The sequence below is a fragment of the Clostridium sulfidigenes genome (genome assembly GCF_052067195.1).
Taxonomy (GTDB): Bacteria; Bacillota; Clostridia; order Clostridiales; family Clostridiaceae; genus Clostridium_J; species Clostridium_J sulfidigenes.
Genome location: NZ_JBQHQR010000002.1, coordinates 30,699 through 51,449, shown reverse-complemented (window position 1 = coordinate 51,449; position 20,751 = coordinate 30,699). Strand labels below are relative to the sequence as shown.

The following is a 20,751-nucleotide window of genomic DNA, read 5'->3' as shown; positions in this document are numbered from 1 at the left end:
CTAAAAGTATATTTTTATTTCTTTTTTATTTGTAAAGTTCATATTTAATTAACATAAAATAATTATTATATAAAGTAACATAATAAATTGAGGTGATAATATTGTTTAATATACTTGTTGTGGAGGATGATAAAAATTTAAGAAAACTTATATCAGCAACCTTAAAACAAAATGGATATAACTCATTAATGGCAGAAGATGGGGAAATAGCTCTTGATATTATGGATAAAGAGCATATTGATTTAGTAATATCTGATATAATGATGCCTAAGTTAGATGGTTACAATTTAGTGAAAGATTTGAGAGACTCAGGATATAATATGCCAATACTTATGGTTACAGCTAAGGAAATGTTCGAAGATAAGAGAAAAGGATTTAATGTTGGCGCAGACGATTATATGGTAAAACCTATTGATATAAATGAAATGATATTAAGAGTTGGAGCACTTCTTAGAAGAGCTAAGATATCTAATGAACATAGACTATCTATAGGTGATATTATTTTAGATTATGATTCAATATCTGTAAGTCGGCATGGGGACAGTGCTACCCTTCCTAAAAAAGAATTTTATTTATTATTTAAATTATTATCTTATCCTAATGTTATATTTACACGAAGACAGTTGTTAGATGAAATATGGGGTATGGATAATGAAGTGGATGAGCGTACTGTAGATGTTCATATAAAAAGATTGAGAGAAAGATATGATAGTTGTACAGAATTTGAGATTGTTACAGTACGTGGTCTTGGATATAAGGCGGTTAAGAAGATATGAGAAAAAATCTAAGAGTTAAGTTTGTAGTGATTCTTCTATTAATGATGATTGTATCAGGAATTTGTTCCCTTATAATATCTGCATTAATGTTTAGTGGAAATATAGAGAATGAATCAAAAAATGCCCAAAGGAAAGTAGTAGATACTATATTAGAACTATATGATAATACAGATTTTACTTTAAATAAAATTATAGAGTTAAGTAATAATGATAGATATGAAGTAATACTTATCAATGATTTGCATGAGTATGCTGGAACTGCTGATAAGCTTCATGAGAGAGAATTTCTACAGATTAAAACAAAAAGACTTCCTGTTATTAATACTATATTAAAGGTAGATGATAGGTATATAAAAATATCTAATTCATTTAATGAAAAAAGTGTGCATATACGTGCATTTTTTCTAACTATCACATCCTTAATTATATCTACTCTAATAGCTACCATAATATCAGGTATAGCATCAAAGCGAATCTTAAGGCCAATAAGAACTTTAAGTAAAGCTACTGAAGAGGTAGCGAAGGGAAACTTTAGTGTTAAAATAGGTATTCCTAAGGATTATGAATTTGCATTATTAGCAAAAAATTTTAACAAGATGGTTCATGAGCTTAGTAGTATAGAAACCTTAAGAAATGATTTTGTTAGTAACGTTTCCCACGAGATAAAAACACCCATCGCATCTATACAAGGCTTTGCAAAGTTAATTCAAGATAAAAACTTAAATGATGATGAGAGAAGTGAATTTACAGATATTATTATTAGTGAATCATCAAGGCTTTCTAAGCTAACTTCAAATATATTAAAGCTTTCAAAGCTTGAAAATCAAGAGGTTATTACTGGAAAAACAGAGTTTGCATTAGATGAACAGATTAGGTGTGCAATTCTTATAATGGAACCAGAGTGGAGTGAAAAGGGAATTGACTTAGATATAGACCTAGATAAAGTCAGTATTATAGGAAATGAGGATTTATTGCAGCAGGTATGGCTAAATATAATAGGAAATGCTATTAAGTTCACAGAGAAGGGTGGAACTATTGGTATCAAGTTAATGGATTTGAAGGATAAAATAGTTATTAAGGTTTCAGATAATGGTGTTGGAATGAATGAAGAAACTCGAAGACATATTTTTGATAAGTTCTATCAAGGTGATAAATCTCATTTAAGCGAGGGAAATGGATTAGGATTATCACTTGTAAAACGAATAATTGAACTATGTGATGGTGAAATAAAGGTTAGGAGTAAGCTTAATTATGGCACGACTTTCACAATAGAACTACCTAAAAAATAATATTCTTATAAATAGGATATTCCTATTTAGAGATTTAAAATTTTGGGAAGAGTAGATATGAAAAATGAGGAAAGAAAAGAGTTGTAGTTGTAATAATGTAATAAAAATTTTATACCTTATTGAACTATATAAAGATATAAGAGGATTTCATAAAAAGGTTTTTTTATGAAATCCTCTTTTCTTTTTTTTGCTGAGAATATTTTAAGTAATATTTATTATGAGTATAAGGTAAAATTTACTTAGAGAAATAAGTGAAAATAATTATCATTACCATTGACAAAACAAATGATATTGATTATCATTATAAAAGAAAACAGTGATCTAAAAATTTTTAGAAATATATTATATAAAAAGAAATTTGGAGGGGAAACTATGCTAAACAAAAGAAAAAAATTCCTAGTAGGAATTACAACTGCAATGATGACTTTAGGTATATTTACAGGTTGTGCTTCAGGAAAAGAAGGGCAAAATGACAAGGTAGAAGATAAAAATATAGTAAATGTTTATTCAGCTAGAAATTATGATGTGGATAAAGAGTTATTTAAGAAGTTTAAAGAACAAACAGGAATAAAGGTAAATTTAGTTGAAGGAAAATCGGATGAACTAATAGAGAGAATGTCAAGGGAAGGAGACAAATCATCAGCAGATATGTTTTTAACAGTTGGTGCAGAAAGTATATCTTTATTAAATGAAAAAAACCTAATTAAAGAGGCTTCTTCTGATGTTATCAGTTCCAATATACCAGAAGAATACAGAGGAAAGAATTGGGTTGGATTAACATCAAGAGCTAGAGTTATAGCCTATGATAAAGATAGAGTAAATCCAGAGAATATAAATACATATAATGATTTATTAAAAGATGAATTTAAAGGCAAAATTTTAGCTAGAAGTTCAACTTCATCATACAATGTAGCAATGTTATCTTCATTTATTCAAGAAGATGGTGAAGAAAAAGCTAAGGAATGGGCTCAAGGAGTAGTAAATAACCTTGCAAGAGTACCAGAAGGTAATGATAGAGATCAAGTTAAAGCTATAGCTGCTGGAATAGGAGATGTTGCTATCATTAATTCATACTATATAGCTAAGATGGTGAATTCATCAGATGTAGAAGAAGTAAATGCATCTAAAAACATAGGATTAATTTTTCCAAAAGAAACACATATTAATTTAAGCTTTGGTTCAATTACTAAAAGTGCAAAGAATCAAGAGAATGCAATTAAATTATTGGAATTCTTAACATCAGAGGAAGCTCAAAGTGCTTATGCAGAAGCAAATGGAGAATTTCCATTAAATCAAAAAGTTCAACTTCCAGAACTATTAAAATCATGGGGTGAGTTTGATACTCAACATATAGATTTTGAAAAGTTAGGTGAAAATATACAAAAGGCTACATTAATATTTGACCAAATAGGATGGGAATAATGAAAAAACTAAAATTTAATGGATGGGCAATTTTAAGTACAATCATCAGTTTGATGATTGTACTTCCTAATTTAGACATAATTATTCACTTGTTTCAAAAACCAAATGGAACTTGGGTACATATAAAAGAATATTTATTAAAAGACTATATTACAGCATCAATAATTATAGTTACATTTACAATAATATTCACAGTTATTATAGGTGTAACCCTTGCATGGCTAATATCAGCGTATGATTTTCCATTTAGAAAGTTTTTAAGATGGTCGCTTATATTACCCTTAGCTATACCACCGTATATAGGAGCATATACTTATGCAGGAATGATGAGTTATACAGGTGTTGTTCAAAGATTCTTGAGAAATACTCTAAACATAGAAGTAAATCAAAGATATTTTGATATTATGTCTATAGAAGGTACTATATTTATATTTACATTATTTCTATTTCCATACGTATACATGGTCACAAGAACGTTCTTAGAGAAACAGTCAGCAGGATTAATTGAAAGTGCTAGACTTCTAGGAAGTAATTCAATAGGCGTATTTTTTAGAGTGATAATGCCTATATGTAGAGGGGTTATAGTGGCCGGGTCTACTTTAGTAGCTTTAGAAGTATTAAGTGACTATGGCGTTGTATCTTATTTTGGAGTACAAACTTTTAGTACAGCTATATTTAAAAGTTGGATTTCATTAGGAGATGTAGACTCAGCTATAAGACTTGCTGGAATACTTATGGTTGTAGTATTTCTAATATTATCTGGTGAAAAATTATTAAGAGGTAGAAAGAAGTTTAGTTTTACAAATACAAAGGTAAGACCGATTAAGAGAAAAAAGCTTAAAGGTATTTATAAAATTTTAGCTTCATCATACGCTTTATTAGTATTTTCACTTGGATTTTTAATTCCAGTGGCACAAATGATTGCATGGAGCTTTATGAGTTATAAAAATATTTATTATAGTGATTTCTTTAAAATGATAACAAACTCTATATTTATTGCAGTTGGTTGTAGTTTTTTAATTGTAGTTATGTCACTGATAATAGCAAATTACTCAAGGATAAATTCAAACCTACTTTCAAAAATATATTCAAAAGTAACACTAATAGGGTATTCAATACCAGGAGCAGTTATAGCTATAACTATGATTCTTTTCTTTGTTGATATTGATAGTAAGTTTAAAGGATTAGCATTAAGTTCAAGCATAGCAATGCTGATATTTGCATACTTAGTTAGATTCTTAGCCATTGGATTTGAAAATATTGAAGGCGGATTTGAAAAGATAGGGAATAAATTTACTGAAGCCTCAAGGTCATTAGGCTATGGAGTTACAAAAACATTTTTTAAAGTAGATATATATATGTTAAAGTCCGTAATACTGGGAGCTTTTGCTCTTACATTTGTTGAGATCATAAAAGAATTGCCCCTAGTATTAAATTTAAGACCATTTAATTTTTATACATTATCAACTAAGGTTTTTGAATATGCTAATGATGAAATGATACCAGAATCAGCAATACCATCATTAATAATAGTTATAGTTAGCTTTATAGCAATATTTATATTATATAAAGTTGTTGATAAGGAGGATGGTTAATGTTTATTGAAATGAAAAAAATATATTTTAAATATAAAAGCAGTAAAAAAGATATAATTATGGATTTTAATATGGGTTTATCAAAAGGCGAAATACTTGCAATAATAGGTGAGAGTGGTAGTGGTAAAAGTACCATTCTTAGAATAATTGCAGGACTTGAAGAAGCATATAAGGGAAGTATGGTAATTGGAAATAAGAATATATTTTCAGATAAAATATTTATTGAACCTGAAAATAGAGGAGTTGGAATGGTATTTCAAGATTATGCTCTTTTCCCTCATATGACCGTGAAAAAGAATATTCAATATGGATTAAAGAATAAGAGCAAAGATGAAAAAGAAAAAATAGCTCTGGAAATGCTTGAACTTATAAATTTATTAGAACATAAAGATAAATATCCCTATGAACTAAGTGGTGGGCAGCAACAGAGAGTTGCAATAGCTAGAGCTATAGCACCAAAACCATCAGTATTGTTACTAGACGAACCATTTTCAAATTTAGATGCTAATCTTAGAGGAAGAATAAGAGATGAAATTAAAGTAATATTGAAAAAGGCAGGGATAACATCTATTTTTGTAACTCATGATATAGAGGATGCTAAGGTTCTTGCAAATAAGATTATAGTATTAAAAGATGGTGTAATAGTAGAAAAGAATTGATAAACTCCACGACAATTTGTCGTGGAGTTTTACTTGAGACTTTACTGCATCTGTGAAATAAAGTTGGTAATGACACTTTACTTCATATTTATGGTCTTCCATTCATCTACAAGCATCCCATATTCATAGGTGTCTTTCCAGAGAGGATTACCATTTTCATCCTCAAAGAAATAGATATTTTTGAGAAGGTGTCCTTCTCTTCTCATATTCACAGCTTCAAGCAGTTTCCAAGACGATATGTTTCGGGGATCACAATTAGCAATTATACGTCTTGTACCTAGATTCTCAAAGGCATATTTCATAATAGCTTTTACACTTTCAGTAGCATACCCTTTTCTATGATATTTGGAGTTAAATATATATCCAAGTTCCCAAGTCATAAAATCCTCTTTACTAAAATATAAATTGCCAATTACTTTTCCAGTACTCTTCAAGGAGACAGCCAAAAATGTATCACCCTTTGACCTGGATAGTGCTTCTTCTTTACAATCTTCCTCGGAGAAAGGCTTGTAGGGTTCAAATTTTAATACTTGCTCATCAGAAAAATACTCATGTAAATCTCTCCAGTCCTCGGGAGTAAAGTTACGAATTATTAATCTTTCAGTTTCAACTTTACAAATCATTTTTTTATACTCCATTTCATTCATTATTTGTAATTATTTAGATAACAATACTTATTGTAAATAATATCATAATGAAAAGCAACATATTGTCATAAAAATACTTTTAATAACTTTAATTGCAATTTAAAAACTGAAAATGTAAATAAAAAACTAAAAATGGAAAATATAAACTAATTGGAAAAGTTGTAGAAAACAAAGGAAAGTACAATAAAAACAAGTTAAACTTAGTTAATCAGCAATTAAGATTTTTACTTATATTAAGATTAATAGTATTATAAATCATAGTTACTAGTAAATTAACATATGTTTGCAAGCATTAAATAGGTTTAAGGAGTTGTACTTTGTGGAAATAAACAGTATAGTCCTAAGCCCAGAAGTATATAGATCTGATGCAGAAAAGATAGCTGATTGGCTTAGTGATGAGGAAATTGTAAAGTATTTAAATGAAGATAATAAGGCTAGAGAGAACTTAATTAATGTTATAGATAGAATAAATATGCCGATTTTAACTCATTTATTTAATAACAACTGTAGATTTTTTACTATAAAAAATCCCTATGGAACTATAGGTTTTTTAAGACTTATCCCAAAAGGTGAAACAATTGAAATTGTTATAGCTGTGGGAGAAAAGGAACTATGGGGAAAAGGTATAGGCCATAATGCAGTTATGGAAGCGTTAAAAACTGCATTTTTTGAAATGAGGACAGAAAAAGTTGTTGCAAAAATTAAGAAAGATAATAAACGGTCTCAAAACCTTGTAAAGGGAATTGGATTTAGAGAAATAAAAAAACTTGAAAAAGAAGTAGAATATCATATTACAAAGGAAATATTCTGGAAGAAAGCAGCATAATAATCTTTTATATGAGAGTAAATAAAATAATAAAGAAAAAATTTTAGACAACCATCTTAGGTAATAAACTGGGAGGGTTGTTTTTTTATTGAGAATTAAATTATTGTTATAGTAGATAAATTTTTTACTAATGAATTTTTATCATTTAACACAACATTAAATTTAAAACAAAAATTGACAAGAATTCAGAATTGTTATACACTAATATTAATTCGAGTATCGAAGTAATTTTCAAAAGACCAGTGGATTTAAAAGATTTATCCTAAAGGACAACGACTTCTAAGTACCCAAAATACCGATACTAAGGATTCAGTTGGTAAGATTCAAAGAAGCTAAGAACTCTGTTTATTATATAAATTTTAAAAATAAAAATAAATTATAAAAGAATGAAATTTAGAGCTAACCATTTATGGTTAGCTCTAAATTAAGGAAAAATTGAAGTTTAATTTATTAAATTTAATCAGGAGGTAGATGTATGGTAAAATTTTCAGAACTTTTTTCTCCCAAAGACATGACTGAGGGGACACCGTGGAAACGAATTGTAGAATTTTCATTACCAATGCTTATTGGTAATATAGCTCAACAGTTTTATAACACCGCGGATTCTATTATTGTAGGTAAGTATGTAGGTGACAATGCACTGGCTGCTGTTGGTAGTGCATCTCCAATATTAAATCTTTTACTTGTACTTTTTGTTGGAATTGCAACAGGAGCAGGAATCATGGTTGCTCAATATTTTGGAGCAAAGGATAGGGAAAAGCTTTCTCATACCATTGGGGTATGCATATCTCTTACTGCTATAGCATCTCTAATCATAATGGTTATAGGGCCTCTTGTTACTCGTCCATTGTTATCTTTTCTTAACACTCCAGCATCTATAATAGATTGGTGTGCAGATTATCTTGTTATTTATTATGTAGGTATCGCAGGCTTTGCTTATTACAATATTTTAGCAGGAGTGCTTAGAGGACTTGGTGACTCTATATCTGCTCTTGGATTCTTACTTATTGCTACAATTTTAAATGTATTCCTTGATCTTTGGTTTGTTGCAGGACTTGGTATGGGTGTACCAGGAGTTGCTTTGGCAACTATTATTGCTCAAGGTATATCAGCAGTTCTTTGTATTATTAAGTTAGCAAGAATGAATAGTACCTTTGATTTTAATCTTAAGATGCTTGTACCAGCTAAGGAATATTCTATTAAGCTTATAAAACTTGGATTGCCATCTGGATTTACTCAAGCTATATTTTCTATTGCAATGATTGTTGTACAATCTCTAACTAATAGTTTTGGAGAAATGGTTATAGCATGTAATGTAATTGTTATGCGTGTAGATGGATTTGCTATGATGCCTAACTTCACCTTTGGTAATGCAATGACAACCTATGCTGGACAAAATATTGGGGCTAAAAAGATGGATAGAGTTGATAAGGGTACTAAAGATGGTACTATGATTGCTGTTGGAGTTTCTACTGTTATAACAATTTTAATTTTAATTTTTGGTAAATACCTTATGGGTGTTTTCACTGATACAGCAGAATTAGTTGACTTAAGTATGCATATGATGCGTATTCTTGCAGTGGGTTATATTGCTATGGCAGTAACTCAAAGTTTATCAGGTGTAATGAGAGGTGCAGGGGATACTATGACACCTATGTGGATTTCTCTAATTACTACGGTGATTTTACGTGTACCTGTTGCTTATGGTATTGCATATTTAACCCGTAGTGCAGCTTATCCTACTGGAAGACCAGAATCTACATTTATATCACTACTTGTTTCTTGGACACTTGGAGCAATTGTAACTACAGTTTTCTTCAAGAGAGGTAAGTGGAGAAATAAAGGCTTTGCTGGACATGATTAAAAATACATGAATTAAATAGATTTTAAGAAGATGATTATATCAATAGTGCAATTGATATAATCATCTTTTTTTATTAAGTTTTAGATATTGAAAATATTGCAGTTATTATACTGAAGATAACTAAATAATATTAAGAAATATTGTGATAGTAATCACAGATTCATAAATAAAATAATGATACATTATAAATGAAAGATGCTATCAATTAGAAACAATATGATGTTAAATAGAAATTTTAAGTTTAAATAATAGATTTAAATTTTATATAAAATATGGGGAGGATGAAAATATATGAAAAAACAAATTAACTACATTACCATTGATGGACGTGGAGACCATGAGACTTTTAAAGATTGCATTACTAAAGCAATTAATGAGTTAAAATCAAATGAAGGTATACATGTAATTAAAGATTTCGAACCTTTTCCTATGTATAAAATGATGGATGATAAAGGCTTTGATAAACATGTAGAGAAGTTAAGTGATGAAGAATTTCATGTTTACTTCACTCCTAAAGAGAAAATAGAAAAAATTCAAATGGAGGATAATTTAGAAATCGACCATGATAAAATTAAAAAGATCATGGAAATAAAACTTAAGTATTTAAGAGGAGAAATATCTCTAGAACTAGCAAAAGAAGAAATGATATCATCAGTTAAAAGTGTAACAGCTCAAGAATTTGCTATATGTGAGCAATATCTTCAGCAATATGGTATAACTGATGATGAATTAGCAGAGAGAATGGATGAAATTCTGCAAATTTTTGATGGAATACTTACAAGTAATAAAATAGATGCTAAATTAGGTCATCCAATTAGAACCTATTTAGAGGAAGTAAAGGCTATAAGAAATGTTTTAATTGAAGCTAAGAATATGTTAAATACAAAGTTTATTAAAAATCAATGGGCTGAGGTATATGAGAAATTAGAAGAAATTAATATACATTTTTCAAGAAAGCAAAATCAACTATATCCTGCTCTCGAGGGTAAGGGCTTCGATAAACCTTCTAAAGTAATGTGGACCTTAGAGAATAATATAAAAGATATTATTAAAAAAGCTAAAGAGTATTTAGATAGGGATGAAGATGAAAAGTTTATAGATATTCAAAATGAAGTAGTTGAAATGATTGAGGATATGATGATAAAAGAAGAAGAAATACTTTATCCAACTTCAATGGATCTTCTTGACCATGAAGATTTTATTAAGATGAGAAAAGGTGATGATGAAATTGGATATTGTCTAATTGAGAAACCACCTTATTACAAAGAAGATGAAGTTAAGAAAGACGAAAATGCATCTAATAATGAACTTTTGAAGGATTTGGCAAAGGTTTTACAAAAACATGGAATATTCAATAAAGAAGATAATGAAGTGTTAGATGTAAGCCAAGGAAAGTTAACACTTAAGCAGATAAACTTAATTTTTAAACATCTTCAAGTAGATTTATCCTATGTAGATGAAAATGAGATTGTAAAGTTTTATAGTGATACAAAACATCGAGTATTTCCAAGAAGTGCAGGAGTTATAGGAAGAAAGGTGCAAAATTGCCATCCAAGAGAAAGTGTTCATATGGTAGAAGAAATTGTTAGAGCGTTTAGAGCTGGTGAACAAGATCAGGCAGAATTTTGGTTAGAAATCGGTGGTAAGTTTATTTATATAATCTATAATGCAGTAAGAGATGAAGAAGGAAATTTTAGAGGCGTACTTGAGATGATGCAGGATGTAACAAAGATTAGAGGATTACAGGGAAGTCAAAGATTATTATCTTGGACTAATGAAAAACAAGAAAGTAAAAAGGATGAGGTTAGTGGTGAGGTTATAAAAAATCAATATGGATTAACAAAGGAAACTGTTATAGGTGACGTAGTAAAAAAATATCCATTTCTAAAAGAATTCTTACTAAACCTTTCCCCTAAGTTTAGTAAACTAAAAAATCCAGTATTATTTAAAACTATGGCATCTATAGCTACATTAGATATGATTAGTGAAAGAGGCGCATTTGAGGTTGAAGAGCTTATAAGTAAAATCACAGAAGAAATTAATAGTAGAAATTAAAAAATAAGAATATCAAAGAAGTTTCAGTATAATAGAATTTATATTATGCTGGAACTTCTTTTAAATGATGTTGTCATAGATGAAAAAAATAGTAGTAATAAAGATGTTGGCATGGAAGTATTTATACATGTAACATTAGATGGAATAGGGGCTGTTGGATGTGTTGATTTATGTTATAATGGACAAGTTATATCCTATGGTAATTATGATGATAGATCTTTTAGGCTATTAGGTATAGCAAGTAGAGTTTTTTATTATTTTAAGGAGGAAAAGTATGTTAAAGGAATTTAAAAAATTTGCGATTAAAGGTAATATGATTGACTTAGCAATTGGTATGATTATAGGTGCAGCTTTTACTAAGCTTGTAACATCTTTGGTTGAGACAGTAATAATGCCTATTATTAGTATTTTTGTAGGTAAAATTGATTTTTCAAATTTGTTTATTGCTTTAGATGGAAAAGAATATGTAACTCTAGCTGCTGCAAAGGAAGCTGGAGCTGCAGTAGTTGCTTATGGAGCTTTTCTAACTGGACTTATAGACTTTTTAATTATGACATTTGTAGTATTTATTGTGGTAAAGCAACTCGATAGGTTTAAAGGCAAGGAAGAAGCAAAACCTGTAACAACTAAAAAATGTCCTTACTGTATTTCGGAAATCTCAATTGAAGCATCAAAATGTCCTCATTGTACTTCAGAACTATAAGATGTACAAACTTTAATAATAGATAGAGTAGGTAGAAAATTGTATGTTCATTAAACTCAGTAATAATGTCAATACTTATTGAAGATATGAGATTTAAAATAAAAAGGGAGTCTGTGACTTCTTTTTTATTTATGGTAAAATAAGTATTGTATACTAGAATAAAATATATAGATAAAAGTCAGATGTAATATTATTTAATATTTTACATAATTGAGTGAAGTGATTATTTAGTACATTTAAAACAATATATGATATTATTATATTCATGAGGAGGGATAAGATGAATATATCAATTATAATTCCGTGCTTTAATGAGGAAAAAGTAATATTTAAAACATACAAAAATTTGACAGAAATATTATCAAAATATGAAGAAGACAATAGAGACTATGAGCTAATATTTATAAATGATGGAAGTTATGATAATACAGAGGCACTTCTTGTAAATTTTTGTGAAAAAGATAATCATGTTAAATATATTTCCTTTTCAAGAAATTTTGGTAAGGAATCAGCTATGTTAGCTGGACTTAGGAATGCTACTGGGGATGTTGCTATAATAATGGATTCAGATCTTCAACATCCACCGGAACTAATACCCGAAATGGTAGAGTATTATGAAAAAGGATATGATCAGGTAATATGTAAAAGAAATAGAGACGGCGAAAAGTTTATTAGAAGAAAGTTATCACAATTATACTATAAAATAGTTAATAAATTTGTTGATGTAGAATTAATTGATGGAGTAGGTGACTTTAGGTTATTAAGTAGAAAAGCTATAGATAGCTTAGTTAGTTTAGCAGAGTATAATAGATTCTCCAAAGGACTATTTTCATGGATTGGATTTGAAACAAAGTATATAAATTATGATAATCAAGAAAGAGAAATGGGAGAAAGCAAGTGGAGTTTTAAATCACTTTTACAGTATGGTGTTGATGGCATAATATCATTTAATAACAAACCATTAAGATCTATTATTTATTTAGGTGTAATATTGTTACTACTAAGCATTATATATATTTTCATAACCTTAATAGGTATAATTATTAATGGAATAGATTCTCCAGGTTATTTTACATTAATAACAGCAGTCTTAATTATAGGAGGAGTCCAATTAATTTCTATAGGGGTTATAGGTGAATATATTGGTAGAATATATTATGAAGTTAAGAAAAGACCACATTATATTATTAAAGATACTAATGTAACTGGTAAGAAACTTTAATAGTATTATTAGAAAGGAGATAAGGAAATCTTATATGAGTGAAGACAATAGAAATAGATTCAAATTGTTAATGAGAAACATACGAGATGGTGAGAGTAAGAAATTCATGTTTTTGCGTTTTGCTTTTGTAGGTGGTATAAATACTATTCATAATTATATTTGGTATGCTTTATTTTTATTAATATCTATGCCATACATGATAAGTTTTACGCTGGCCTTTATAATAAGTATGATAGGGTCGTTTTTTCTTAATTGTTATTTTACATTTAAAACAAAACCTACTTTATCTAAATTTATAAAGTTTCCATTAACTACTTTAGCAAATTATTGTATTTCAACAGTAACACTATATATTTTAGTGAAAATATTAAATATACAACCATTTATAGCAGGACCATTGGCATCCATATTGCCAATACCAATTACTTTTTTAATGACAAAATTATTATTAAAAGAGGAAGGTGTAAAATTAAAAAAAATTACTGGCAAACGTATTGCATATGGCATATTTATTGCAATAGTTTTTTTAGGTATAGCTATTTTGAATCATGGAAGTTATCTATTTAAGAATCGAGGATTTGTGCTAGCCAATAGAGATAGCATGACACAATTTATGTATTTTGTTCCTTTTATAGAAAATGCTATTGATAAAGGAGATATACTATGGTCATGGACATATGGTTTAGGTGGAGATGTTTTAGGTGAATTTACATATTACTATACAAGTAGTCCTTTTTTCTATATTTTATATTTTATAAAAAAATTTATGGCGGAAAGTTGGAGTTATCTTTCTACTATAAATTTTCGATTATACATGAGTATATTTAAAGAATTTACTACTATGATATTGATGTATAATCTATTGAGATATGAGAATAAAAAGAAGTACACAAGCTTTATTGGAGCAATAACATATGGCGTATCTATGACATTTATAAGAAATGCTATAGCATTTGATTATATGACAGATGCTATGGTGTGGTTACCATTAACAATTTGGGGCTATAAAGTTTGGGAAAAAAGCAAAAAGAATTTTCTCTTGATTTTAGGAATTGCATTAACTGTTTTAAGTAATTTTTATTTTGGATATATGTCACTGATTTTTTATTGCATTTATGCAATTGTATTTACTAATGGTGATGGAAAGAGTGTAATAGATAAAATTAAAAGCTACTTTAAAAAAGGATTTCAGTTTGGGGCTAAGATCACCTTAAGTATAGGAATAGCTGCAGTTTTGTTTATTCCTGCTGTGATTGCATTCATGAGTGCGGATAGATTTCAAGTGTTTTATGAGATACCAAAATTATTTGATATTGGATTCTATACGGGAGTATTTGAAAAGATATTTTTATATGAATCAATTATAGGTATGCCATTAATTGCATTACTAGTATTTACTGTACCAATAAGAAAAGCAAATGATGAAACTAAAAGAAAAACATTGCTAGCATTTGTATTTATTATATTTTTTATGATACCAAAGGCATATAGTATGTTTAATGGATTTTCTTATATGGCAGATAGATGGTTATATATATTTAACTTTGTAATTGCTTATGCTATTCCAAATTGGATAGAAGAAGCTGCACTTTATAAAACTAAAGGTATTATTAAAGTTCTACTAATTGGGTTATTTACAGTAATCATGATATATACAAAGAATGAAAGAGGAGTAGGGTATGTAGCAATAGTTGATATAATAATACTATTCTCAGGAATTATGTCAATAGTATTACTTTATATAAAAAATAACTTTAATAATTTGAATGAAATAATACAGGCAACTTGTAGTTTTATAATCATAATTTGCATTTTAATTGCATCTATGGGAAATTCACAAGTATATTTATCAAGAATTAACAAAGATACATATTTTGTTAATGAGAAATTCTTAAGTGATAGAGGGATGGATAATAATCTAGAAAGAAAAATATTAGACCAAACTATACCTAAGACTAATGAATTTTATAGAACCATATATGAAATTATTGATAAAGAAAATTCACCAATGAATTATATGAATTATGGTACTAGTGCTTATAATAGTTTAATAAATAAGAATGTTCATAAGTGGATGAAAGTAGATTATAATGTTGTTCAGGAGCATGTGTCACCTAGTAGATTTGCGAATTTTAACAATAGGCTATTTTTAGAAAGTGCTTTTGGTGTTAGATATAAACTAGAATACGATAGCAAGCAAATTCCATATGGATATAAAATGAAATCTGTTAATGATAAGTATACATTATATGAAAATAATAATACGGTAGGATTTGACTTATGGTATGATAGCTATGAAAATATTGATAAGTTAGAGTATTTTAATTATGCACAGAGAGATGCTGTGTTATTAAATACAGCATTAGTAGGTAAAGAGATACAGGGTATAAAAAAGAGTGAATTACAATTTGATACTATTAATAAACTAGAGATTAATTTTAATAATGTTAAACTATCAAATGTTAAATATGAGGATGGTAAACTCTATGTAAATGAATCAGGTAATATAATATTTCCAATAGATAACAAGGGTAGAGACATTGATGGTGAGATTTTATTTACTATAAACATTAGACCCGAAAATGGGGAAAGATTTGCAATAACTGTTAATGACATAATAAGTAGAAAAGAACCAGAAAGTGGTCAATGGACATATCCTTTAAATGAATTTACATTTAAGTTAAATGGCAATACAGAAAGCATAACAATGGAATTAACACCAGGAACTTATACAATTGATAAAATGGAGCTATGGCATAGTTCTTATGAAAAGTATAATCAGTGGGTAGATGCTAGAAATAAATACAATATTGAAGGTTTAGTTGTAGATGGACCACATGTATCAGGAAACATAAGTAATAATGAAAAAGGAATATTAGCATTAAGTATTCCGTATAAAAATGGATGGACAGCTAAGTTAGATGGTAAAAAAGTTAATCTATTAAAAGTAAATGGTATATTTACAGGTATAGAATTAGATGAAGGTTATCATAGTTTAGAATTAAGATATATTACTCCGGGGTTAAGATTAGGTGGATTAATAAGTGTATGTTCCTTAATTATATGTTTAGCATGGTATATAATTGGTAAAAGAAATTTAAAAAAATTAATATAATTCATAAAATTATATTTACATCTATGTTAAAAAATGTTACAATGAAACTGTTAAAATATTGAAAGGAGGTCGTTTTTAAGTGAAAAGTATAAAAAATTTGAATAAAAGTGAATTTTATAATACCTATAGCGACCTTAAGAATAGATTTTAACATATTTATTTTGATATTTTAAGTCATGGGGTTGTTTGGACTCTATGACTTTTTATTTTTTTAGTAAAATGAGAAGTTGTAGATATCTTGGTTTAGCTAAGGTATATCTATGACTTTTTTATTTAATATAAAGTTATGAATAGTAATGGTTTAAATTTATTTTAAATAATTATTAGGAGTGATTATGGGGGGAATTTATATGCAATTTAAAATTAACGAAATCTACCATGGATTTAAATTATTAAAAGAGGAGAAGGTAGAAGAGGCACAATCCATGGCTAGAATATTTGAACATGTGAAAAGTGGAGCAAGACTTTTACATTTAGAAAATGAAGATGATAATAAACTATTTTCTATAAGTTTTAGGACAACTCCAACAGATAGTACTGGAGTTGCTCATATATTAGAGCATTCTGTACTTTGTGGGTCAAGAAAATTTAAGGCTAAGGATCCTTTTGGGGATATGGCAAAAAGTTCATTACACACATTTTTAAATGCTATGACCTTTACGGATAAAACTATGTATCCTGTAGGTAGTAGAAATAATAAAGATTTTATGAACTTGATGGACGTATATTTAGATGCAGTTTTACATCCTAGAATATATGAAAATCATGAAATACTACGTCAAGAGGGTTGGAGATATGAGTTAGATGAAGATAATAATAAACTAGATTATAAGGGTGTAGTTTATAGTGAAATGCAAGGAGCCATGTCATCACCAGAGGAAGTTATTTGTAGTGATATATATAGATCAATATTTCCAAATACTACTTATGCCTTTGTTTCAGGTGGAGATCCAGAGGATATACCTAATCTAACTCAAGAGGATTTTGAAAAGTTTCATAGCAAATTTTATCACCCATCTAATAGTTATATCTATCTATACGGGGATCAGGATTTGGATGCATGTCTTAAGTTTATAAATGATGAATATCTTTATGAATTTGACAGAATAGAGATATCTTCTCATATAGATGATGTGAAAAATTTTGAAGGTATGGTAGAAAGAACTGCTAATTATTCTATTAGTGAGGATGAAGATGAAGAAAATAAGGCATTTTTAGCACTAAATTTTGCCTTTGAAGAAACACGTAATGGAGAGGCATATTTAGCTACAAAAATACTTTATAACATGTTAATTGAATCCTCAGCATCTCCAATAAAAGCTGCCTTACTTAAAGCTGGTATAGGTGAGTGTATTATAACAAGGGATGATATGAATATGGATCCAACTAAGGAAATATTATTCCCAATAGTAGCTAAGAATGTAGATATTACAAAGAAGAGTGAATTTATAAATGTTATTATGAATACTCTTAAAGAACTTGTAGACAAGGGATTAGATAAAGATCAATTGAAGGCAGCTATAAACACCATTGAATTTGATTTGCGTGAAGCTGATCCATGGAGAACTGCTAATAAGGGAATCGAATATAATGATTGGATTTTAAATAGTTGGATATATGATGGAGATCCTCTTGTTCACTTGAAGTATGAAGATATCCTTAATAAGATAAAAGCTGCTTTAGACAATGGATATTTTGAGAAGTTTATTGAAAAGAATATGGTTAAAAATTCCCATTGTTCCTTAGTAGTTTTGACACCTAAAAAGGGATTAGAAGATGCTAGAAATAAAGCATTAGAAAAAAAGCTAGAAAATTATAGAAGTTCTTTATCCGAAAAAGAAATAAAAGAGCTTATGGAGCGAAATAGGAAGTTAAAAGAAGCTCAAGTTAGGGTTGATACCCAAGAAGAAAAAGATACTCTTCCAAAGCTGCCTATAGAAGAGGTAGATAAAAAAGTAGAAAAAATTCCTCAAGAGGTTGTAAAAGAACAAGGAATAACCATTTTAAAACATCATATTCCTACAAATAAAATAGTGTATATTAATCTGCTATTTGATGGAAAAGCAATTGAAGAAAAGTATATTCCTTATTTAGGACTTTTAAAGGATGTTTTAGGGGAGCTTGATACTGAGAAAAGAGGTTATTCTCAATTAATCACAGAAATCTATAAAACTACAGGTGGAATAACTTTTGAAAATCAAGTATACACTGAGAAAAATAATAGTCAGGCATATCATCCTAAATTTATAGTTAAATCAAAGGTAATTGCAGAAAACATTTCATCTCTACTAGAGTTAGTAAATGAAATAATTACTACTACAAAATTTGATGATTTAAGTAGGCTTAAACAAATTATTCAAGAAACAAAATCAAAGCTTCAAATGAGAGTTATAAATGCAGGACATGAGGTTGCGATGAACAGAGTATTTGCACAGACTTCTTGTGGTAGAGGATACTGGGAAAAAATTAGTGGTGCAACTTATTATGAATTCATCTGTAATTTAGAAAAAAGTATTGAGAAATCTGGTAAGGAAGTTAGAAGCAATCTTATTAAGGTTTATGAAACAATATTTAATAAAAATAATTTAATTATCTCAGTGGTGGGAGAAGAAAAAGAAGTTGAAACAGTAGTAACTAATATTAATAAGGTTATTTGTAACATTAAAACTGAACCTACTAAATTATATAATCTTGAGCATAAGAGCAAAAAAAATATCGAAGCTATAATAACTGCTAGTAATGTGCAATATGTAGTTAAGGGATTTAATTTTGCAGATCTTGGTTATGAATATTCAGGGAAAATGAGAGTACTTTTAAATATATTAGATAATGAATATTTATATCCTAGAGTTCGTCTTCAAGGTGGTGCTTATGGATGTTATAGTGACATGAATAAGGATGGTAATTTAGCAATTTTCTCCTATCGTGATCCTAATCTTACAAGAACTATAGATGTATATAATGAAGCTTATAAATTCTTAGAAGAAGTAGATTTTACCAAGGAGGATATGGAAAAATTTATAATAGGATCTGTTGGACAGTTATATAAACCATTAACTCCTGATAGAAAAGGTGAAAAAGCAGTTGCAGACTATATTTGCAATGTAACTCAAGAAGACATTCAAAGATGGAGAGATGAACTTTTAAGTACTACTAATGAAGATATAAGAAGTTATGCTTCAATGATTAAGATAGGAATGAATGAAAATTATTGTTGTATAGTAGGTAATGAAGGAAAAATTAAGGAAAATAAAACTATTTTTAATAAAACAAGTAAATTATTATAAAATAACTTGCTTTATATAATAAAGTGTAGTATGCTTAATAAGAACTTAAATTAATAGTAAATAATATAAACCAATATGTTTCAATTAGTACTTAATAAATAGAGTATGTTAATATCGAAATTTTGTTAGTGAATTATTACAATGAATTTAAGAAAAATAAAATTTCGGAGGTATACATTTATGAATGGTACAGTAAAATGGTTTAATGGAGAAAAAGGTTTTGGATTTATTACAGGAGAAGATGGAACAGATGTTTTCGCACACTTTTCTCAAATAAATTCTGATGGTTATAAATCACTTGAAGAAGGTCAAAAAGTTTCTTTTGACGTAGCTAAAGGACCAAAAGGACCACAAGCAGAAAATATTACTATTATCTAGTTTTTAATTAGTAAATATTTACCCCTTAAATAGTTATACTATTTAAGGGGTTTTTTAGATTTTAAATTATAAATTATTTAGAAGTGTGATTACACAATATATGTAAATATTAAATTAATATTCATTTTAAATACATCTACATTAATGGCGTTTTATAGAGTTAAAAAAGGTGATAAAACATTGGAAGACTTTAAGTTATAATAATGCAAGGTGTTATAAATAAATTTTAGAATAATTTCTAATGCCCTTTTTTTACTATATCCATCAACATGGTTTGTAACTTTCATCAATAAACCTTCAAAAAAAATAATAATATTTTCACTTAATTCTTTAACATCTTCTTGATTTATATATCCATCTTTAATACATACTTCAAGTAAAGCAAGATCACGTTCATTAATATAATCTTTATCTAGCATAGTAGATAAAGATGTTGGGAGACTTTTTAATTCATTAGGAAAAATTTCATAATATTCCTTCATAGTATCTTTAACACTAAGATGACCTTGATCTAGAAATATTGATTTAAAGATTTTAGGATTGTTAAAAGCGTGTATAGAGAAACACTTCCAAATACCTAAATAATTCTCTAAAGATGAATTGTCTTCACTAATATAATTAGGAAGATCTTGAATATATAAATTATAATATTTCATACAAGCAAAAAACAAAATATGATTTAAATTTTTAAAGTACTTATATGCAGTAGCAACGTTATATCCTGTAGCATGAGCAATTTTTCTTGCTGTAACATTTTCTATACCTTCTTCATCTATAAGTTTATTAGCTGAACTTATGAAAGAAACTATCATTTCTTTTCTTTCTATGGCTGACTTAGTCATAAGATTACCCCTTTAATTTACTCATTATTAATATGTATCTTTATTATAACATTAAAATTTAAATTTATAAT

At 28.2% G+C, this 20,751-nt stretch carries 16 protein-coding genes; 14 read left to right on the top strand and 2 right to left on the bottom strand.

All coding sequences use genetic code 11. The features are described from left to right. The first annotated feature begins 101 nt into the window (after positions 1–101). The 5 genes from ACTNBA_RS02180 (at position 102) to ACTNBA_RS02160 (ending at position 5,741) form a co-directional block, all read left to right on the top strand. Positions 102–776 (top strand): response regulator transcription factor, encoded by a 675-nt coding sequence (locus ACTNBA_RS02180; RefSeq protein WP_441072221.1) that lies wholly within the window; start codon positions 102–104, stop codon positions 774–776. Beyond that, positions 773–2,065: a sensor histidine kinase gene (locus ACTNBA_RS02175; RefSeq protein ID WP_441072219.1), complete on the top strand. Its 1,293-nt coding sequence runs from the start codon at positions 773–775 to the stop codon at positions 2,063–2,065. Before ACTNBA_RS02180 ends, ACTNBA_RS02175 begins: the two co-directional genes overlap by 4 nt. Before the next feature lie 372 nt (positions 2,066–2,437). Continuing rightward, complete coding sequence (locus tag ACTNBA_RS02170; RefSeq protein ID WP_441072217.1) at positions 2,438–3,487, top strand: Fe(3+) ABC transporter substrate-binding protein; 1,050 nt, start codon at positions 2,438–2,440, stop codon at positions 3,485–3,487. Further along, positions 3,487–5,082, top strand: a complete 1,596-nt coding sequence (locus ACTNBA_RS02165) for an ABC transporter permease (RefSeq protein ID WP_441072215.1) — start codon at positions 3,487–3,489, stop codon at positions 5,080–5,082. The genes ACTNBA_RS02170 and ACTNBA_RS02165 overlap by 1 nt, the downstream gene beginning before the upstream one ends. Further along, positions 5,082–5,741, top strand: a complete 660-nt coding sequence (locus ACTNBA_RS02160) for an ABC transporter ATP-binding protein (protein WP_441072213.1) — start codon at positions 5,082–5,084, stop codon at positions 5,739–5,741. The genes ACTNBA_RS02165 and ACTNBA_RS02160 overlap by 1 nt, the downstream gene beginning before the upstream one ends. Before the next feature lie 77 nt (positions 5,742–5,818). On the opposite strand, the gene ACTNBA_RS02155 is transcribed toward ACTNBA_RS02160, so the two are convergent. Further along, a complete protein-coding gene (locus tag ACTNBA_RS02155) occupies positions 5,819–6,364 on the bottom strand; it encodes a GNAT family N-acetyltransferase (RefSeq protein WP_441072211.1) in 546 nt (181 codons plus the stop codon). Positions 6,365–6,707: 343 nt separating this feature from the next. Between ACTNBA_RS02155 and ACTNBA_RS02150 the strand changes: the two genes are divergently transcribed. The 9 genes from ACTNBA_RS02150 (at position 6,708) to ACTNBA_RS02110 (ending at position 19,838) form a co-directional block, all read left to right on the top strand. After that, positions 6,708–7,214, top strand: coding sequence for a GNAT family N-acetyltransferase (locus ACTNBA_RS02150; RefSeq protein ID WP_441072209.1), 507 nt, complete (start codon positions 6,708–6,710; stop codon positions 7,212–7,214). A gap of 475 nt (positions 7,215–7,689) precedes the next feature. Continuing rightward, positions 7,690–9,078, top strand: coding sequence for an MATE family efflux transporter (locus ACTNBA_RS02145; protein WP_441072207.1), 1,389 nt, complete (start codon positions 7,690–7,692; stop codon positions 9,076–9,078). Between the two features lie 291 nt (positions 9,079–9,369). Further along, a complete protein-coding gene (locus ACTNBA_RS02140) occupies positions 9,370–11,133 on the top strand; it encodes a PAS domain-containing protein (RefSeq protein WP_441072205.1) in 1,764 nt (587 codons plus the stop codon). A gap of 45 nt (positions 11,134–11,178) precedes the next feature. After that, the gene (locus tag ACTNBA_RS02135; RefSeq protein WP_441072203.1) at positions 11,179–11,424 is read left to right on the top strand and encodes a hypothetical protein; all 246 of its coding nucleotides are present in this window, start codon (positions 11,179–11,181) and stop codon (positions 11,422–11,424) included. Beyond that, a complete protein-coding gene (mscL, locus tag ACTNBA_RS02130) occupies positions 11,408–11,836 on the top strand; it encodes a large conductance mechanosensitive channel protein MscL (protein WP_441072201.1) in 429 nt (142 codons plus the stop codon). Before ACTNBA_RS02135 ends, mscL begins: the two co-directional genes overlap by 17 nt. Before the next feature lie 280 nt (positions 11,837–12,116). Then, the gene (locus ACTNBA_RS02125; protein WP_441072199.1) at positions 12,117–13,058 is read left to right on the top strand and encodes a glycosyltransferase family 2 protein; all 942 of its coding nucleotides are present in this window, start codon (positions 12,117–12,119) and stop codon (positions 13,056–13,058) included. Between the two features lie 34 nt (positions 13,059–13,092). Then, a complete protein-coding gene (locus ACTNBA_RS02120) occupies positions 13,093–16,173 on the top strand; it encodes a YfhO family protein (protein WP_441072197.1) in 3,081 nt (1,026 codons plus the stop codon). A 350-nt stretch (positions 16,174–16,523) separates the two neighbouring features. After that, positions 16,524–19,460: an insulinase family protein gene (locus tag ACTNBA_RS02115; protein ID WP_441072195.1), complete on the top strand. Its 2,937-nt coding sequence runs from the start codon at positions 16,524–16,526 to the stop codon at positions 19,458–19,460. 180 nt (positions 19,461–19,640) lie between these two features. After that, on the top strand, positions 19,641–19,838 hold the full coding sequence (locus ACTNBA_RS02110) for a cold-shock protein (RefSeq protein ID WP_035131204.1): 198 nt from the start codon (positions 19,641–19,643) through the stop codon (positions 19,836–19,838). Between the two features lie 152 nt (positions 19,839–19,990). Here ACTNBA_RS02110 and ACTNBA_RS02105 read toward each other — a convergent pair whose 3' ends face one another. Further along, positions 19,991–20,680: a TetR/AcrR family transcriptional regulator gene (locus tag ACTNBA_RS02105; protein WP_346877228.1), complete on the bottom strand. Its 690-nt coding sequence runs from the start codon at positions 20,678–20,680 to the stop codon at positions 19,991–19,993. Between the last annotated feature and the right edge of the window lie 71 nt (positions 20,681–20,751).

Coding starts and splice junctions, on each gene's coding strand:
- ACTNBA_RS02165 (WP_441072215.1), top strand. CDS start 3,487: ATGAAAAAACTAAAATTTAATGGATGGGCAATTTTAAGTACAATCATC.
- ACTNBA_RS02160 (WP_441072213.1), top strand. CDS start 5,082: ATGTTTATTGAAATGAAAAAAATATATTTTAAATATAAAAGCAGTAAA.
- ACTNBA_RS02120 (WP_441072197.1), top strand. CDS start 13,093: ATGAGTGAAGACAATAGAAATAGATTCAAATTGTTAATGAGAAACATA.
- ACTNBA_RS02145 (WP_441072207.1), top strand. CDS start 7,690: ATGGTAAAATTTTCAGAACTTTTTTCTCCCAAAGACATGACTGAGGGG.
- ACTNBA_RS02175 (WP_441072219.1), top strand. CDS start 773: ATGAGAAAAAATCTAAGAGTTAAGTTTGTAGTGATTCTTCTATTAATG.
- ACTNBA_RS02170 (WP_441072217.1), top strand. CDS start 2,438: ATGCTAAACAAAAGAAAAAAATTCCTAGTAGGAATTACAACTGCAATG.
- ACTNBA_RS02155 (WP_441072211.1), bottom strand. CDS start 6,364: ATGATTTGTAAAGTTGAAACTGAAAGATTAATAATTCGTAACTTTACT.
- ACTNBA_RS02110 (WP_035131204.1), top strand. CDS start 19,641: ATGAATGGTACAGTAAAATGGTTTAATGGAGAAAAAGGTTTTGGATTT.
- ACTNBA_RS02105 (WP_346877228.1), bottom strand. CDS start 20,680: ATGACTAAGTCAGCCATAGAAAGAAAAGAAATGATAGTTTCTTTCATA.
- ACTNBA_RS02115 (WP_441072195.1), top strand. CDS start 16,524: ATGCAATTTAAAATTAACGAAATCTACCATGGATTTAAATTATTAAAA.
- ACTNBA_RS02125 (WP_441072199.1), top strand. CDS start 12,117: ATGAATATATCAATTATAATTCCGTGCTTTAATGAGGAAAAAGTAATA.
- ACTNBA_RS02140 (WP_441072205.1), top strand. CDS start 9,370: ATGAAAAAACAAATTAACTACATTACCATTGATGGACGTGGAGACCAT.
- ACTNBA_RS02135 (WP_441072203.1), top strand. CDS start 11,179: ATGCTGGAACTTCTTTTAAATGATGTTGTCATAGATGAAAAAAATAGT.
- mscL (WP_441072201.1), top strand. CDS start 11,408: ATGTTAAAGGAATTTAAAAAATTTGCGATTAAAGGTAATATGATTGAC.